This window comes from uncultured Dialister sp., assembly GCF_900538805.1.
GTDB lineage: Bacteria > Bacillota > Negativicutes > Veillonellales > Dialisteraceae > Dialister.
Genome location: NZ_UPZP01000147.1, coordinates 1 through 3577, shown reverse-complemented (window position 1 = coordinate 3577; position 3577 = coordinate 1). Strand labels below are relative to the sequence as shown.

Sequence of the window (3577 nt, the reverse complement as noted above, 5' to 3'; positions counted from 1 at the left end):
CTGAAGCGGTGGGACAATAAAGCTCCGTGAAGCAATTATCTCATAAGTGGCACAAAGTAAATCACGGGTTGTTGTGCCCCCGCTTGCGGGGGAAAGGTGGTGGCGCAGCCACCAAAGGGGGTCGCTTTTCCAACGGGCGAAGCCCGGTTGTAAAGGTTTTATTCATACTGGCGGCGGAGCCGCCCACCAGACCCCTCTGAACCTTTTGAACCTTCTGAACCTTCACGCCCAAAGGGCGTGTCAAGCAAAAAAACCGGCAGATTCTGCCGGTTTTGGTCTTATTCGTAATGCAGGGCATCGATGGGGTTCAGTCTGGCCGCTTTCTGGGCGGGGTAGAGGCCGAAGACGAGGCCGATGAATACGGAGAAGAGGAAGGAGCCCAGGATGGGGGTGATAGAGAGCACCGTGGTGAGGGTGGACACCAGGGGAATGATTTTGGAGATGGCTATGCCGAAGAGGACGCCGATAATCCCCCCTGCCACGCTGACGGTGACGGATTCGATGAGGAACTGGATGATAATCATGTTGTAGGTGGCACCCAATGCCTTTCGTATGCCGATTTCCCTTGTCCTTTCGGTGACGGAGACGAGCATGATGTTCATAATGCCTATGCCCCCTACCAGAAGGGAAATGGCCGCAATGCTGCCGAGGAAAATGGTGAGGGTCTGGGTGGTGGATTTCATGGTTTCCATGAGGTCCTGGGAGTTCTGGATGGAGAAATCATCTTCCTTTCCCGTCTGGATGCGATGGCGGGTGCGGAGTAGGTTGGTCACGTCGGACTCGATCTGGGACAGGTCGTCGGCGTTGTCTGAGGAAATGACGATGTTGTTCACATAGGTAATGTGCATCATTCGTTCCTGCACCGTGGTGAAGGGGATGAGGATTCTGTCGTCCTGGTCCATGAAGGAGTATCCCTTTTCTTCCAGCTCGCCGATGACGGTGAAGGGATTGCCGTTGATGCGGACTTTCTGCCCGATAGGCGATTCTTCGCCGAAAAGGCCGGTGGCCACGGTTTTGCCGATGATGCACACCCTGGCCCTTGCATTGTATTCCTTGGCTGTCCAGAAACGGCCTTCCGCCACGGTCAGGTTGGACAGGGTGGCGTAGTCTTCGGTGCAGCCGTAGACCCGGGTGGTCCAGTTCTTATTGCCGTTGACCACCAGGTAGCTCGTGTTGACAAGGGGCGCGGCGTAGACGATGTTGGGCAGGTTCTTGATGGCCAGGTAGTCCTTGTAGGTCAGGGTCTGCATGGAGCCTGCTGCGGGACGGATGCCCGGTTTCCTGCCTGTGCCGGGGGTGACGGTGATGGTGTTGGAGCCAAGGCTGGAAATATTGCTTTCAATCTTGTTCTGCACGCCATAGCCTATGGACATCAAGGCTATCACCGCCGCCACGCCGATGATAATGCCCAGCATGGTGAGGAGGGAGCGCATTTTGTTGCTCAGAATGGAGCCCCAGGCCATAAATATGCTTTCAATATATATATTCGTCATGGCAGCGGCCCCCTGATATCCTTACTGATGTGACCATCAGATAAAATCACGTGCCTTCCTGCATAGCCGGCCACATCAATTTCATGGGTCACCAGGATGATGGTTTTCCCCTCTTCGTAGAGTTTGGAGAAAATCTCCATCACCTCTCTGGTGGAATGGCTGTCCAGGTTGCCCGTCGGTTCATCAGCCATAATAATGGCCGGGTCATTGATGAGGGCCCTGGCAATAGCCACGCGCTGCCGCTGACCGCCGGACATTTCCGCCGGCATATGGTTGATACGGTCCCCCAGCCCCACGGATTCAAGCATTTTGACGGCCCTTTCCTTTCTTTCATTTTTGAAAAGGCTGCCGTAAATCATGGGAAGAATCACATTATCCAGAGCAGACAGCCGGGGAAGCAGGTTGAAACTCTGGAAGACAAATCCGATTTTCCGGTTTCTTGTATAGGCCAGTTCGCTGTCCTTCAGGTTGGCCACTTCTTTCCCGTCCAGCAGGTAGGAGCCCCTGGTGGGACGGTCAAGACAGCCTAAGATATTCATCAGGGTGGATTTGCCGGCACCGGAGGGCCCCATAATGGATACAAATTCCCCTTTTCTGATGGAAAGGTCGATATGGGTCAGTACCGGCACTTCTTCCCTGCCGATATAGTAGCTCTTACCGATTCCTGAAAGACGGATGACCTCTTTTTCATCTGCCGAAGCCATGGTTATAACCTCGGTCCCGGGCGCTGGTCCTTATTGGTGGGCGTGGACTTTTCCTGGGAAACGGTACCGCTCACCACGATTTCATCTCCTTCGTGGAGACCGTCAAGGATTTCCACTTCCTTATCGGTGGTAATGCCTGTGGTCACATAGGCCTTGGACACGCCGTCCCCGTTCTTCACATACACGTAGGAACCTTCCCCGTCGCTCCGGATGGCCGTTACCGGCACTTCAAGGGCGTTGTCGCTTTCCCTGCCGCGGATGGTGGCCCTGGCAGTCATGGAAGGATAGAGCCCCTCCAGTTCGTCCTTATTGATTTCCACATACACCGTGTAGTACACCACGGAAGATGAGGATGAGGAAGAAGAGGAACCGGAAGAAGAATACTGTTTCTTGGAAATATCAGTGACCACGCCATGGAAGGTCTTGTTCGGATAGGCATCCACCGTGAAATCCACGTTCTGTCCCATTTTCACCTCGCCGATATCCGTTTCATCCACCAGAAGCTCAATGCGCATGGCGGAAAGATCCGCCACGCTCACAATGACCATCTGGCTGGAAAGGCCCTGGGACACGGTTTCCCCTTCCTTCATGGGCTCGCCGATAACAATGCCGTCCATAGGCGATGTGATCACCGTATCATTCACATCGGCCTGGGCCTTGTCATAGGCAGCCTGGGCATTCCGGTATTCCAGACGGGCATTATCCATTTCCTGATAAGAAATGGCGCCCTGGTTATACAGGGTGTTCAAACGGTTGAAATAGGACTCCTTGTTCTCCAGCGTATTCTGGGCCTGCTTCATGGTGGACGTCAGGGCTTTGGATTCAATGGTGGCCAGCACCTGCCCCTTCGTCACCTTCTCATTCTGCTTCACATACACCTTTTCCAGGGTGCCCGATGCAGTGGCCGACAAATCGACTTTGTTATCCGGCTCAATGGTGCCTGTGGCATCTACGGTGAGCATAATGTTATCCCGCGTCACCGTGCCTAAAGTGTAATTTTCCTTCTTTGTCTGGTGGGTCCGGTTATACCAGAACCAGCCCCCGCCGCACACAAGGATGGCAATAATCAATACAGCGATCAGTACTTTCTTCTTCATACTACCGCCCCCTTACTGTTAAAAAAAGATGAAATAAATTCCCCAGATTGAACTATATTATATCACGAGACATATGGGGAGATACATATGGAAGATAAGGTTTCTTGGTTTTGGGGAATAAAAAAAGCTGGGGAGAAATGGATTCTCTGCAGCTTTTTTTAAGGGTTCTGAAGTTTGACTGGCCTTTGGCCGGAGGGTTCGGAGGGGAAGGTTCTTAGGTTTGACGCAGCCTGTGGCTGCGAGGGTTGTGGATAGCCGCCTTTGGCGGCTATGCTTATAAAGT

The 3577-nt window shown here is 53.1% G+C and carries 3 protein-coding genes; all 3 read right to left on the bottom strand.

Annotated features, from left to right (window positions below; all coding sequences use genetic code 11):
* Positions 1-278 precede the first annotated feature (278 nt).
* The 3 genes from QZQ29_RS09140 to QZQ29_RS09130 are packed head-to-tail and all read right to left on the bottom strand — an operon-like array spanning position 279 to position 3294.
* Positions 279-1493: an ABC transporter permease gene (locus QZQ29_RS09140; protein WP_296962574.1), complete on the bottom strand. Its 1215-nt coding sequence runs from the start codon at positions 1491-1493 to the stop codon at positions 279-281.
* On the bottom strand, positions 1490-2197 hold the full coding sequence (locus QZQ29_RS09135) for an ABC transporter ATP-binding protein (RefSeq protein WP_296962572.1): 708 nt from the start codon (positions 2195-2197) through the stop codon (positions 1490-1492). Before QZQ29_RS09135 ends, QZQ29_RS09140 begins: the two co-directional genes overlap by 4 nt.
* A 2-nt stretch (positions 2198-2199) precedes the next feature.
* On the bottom strand, positions 2200-3294 hold the full coding sequence (locus QZQ29_RS09130; protein WP_296962570.1) for an efflux RND transporter periplasmic adaptor subunit: 1095 nt from the start codon (positions 3292-3294) through the stop codon (positions 2200-2202).
* Positions 3295-3577: the final 283 nt, after the last annotated feature.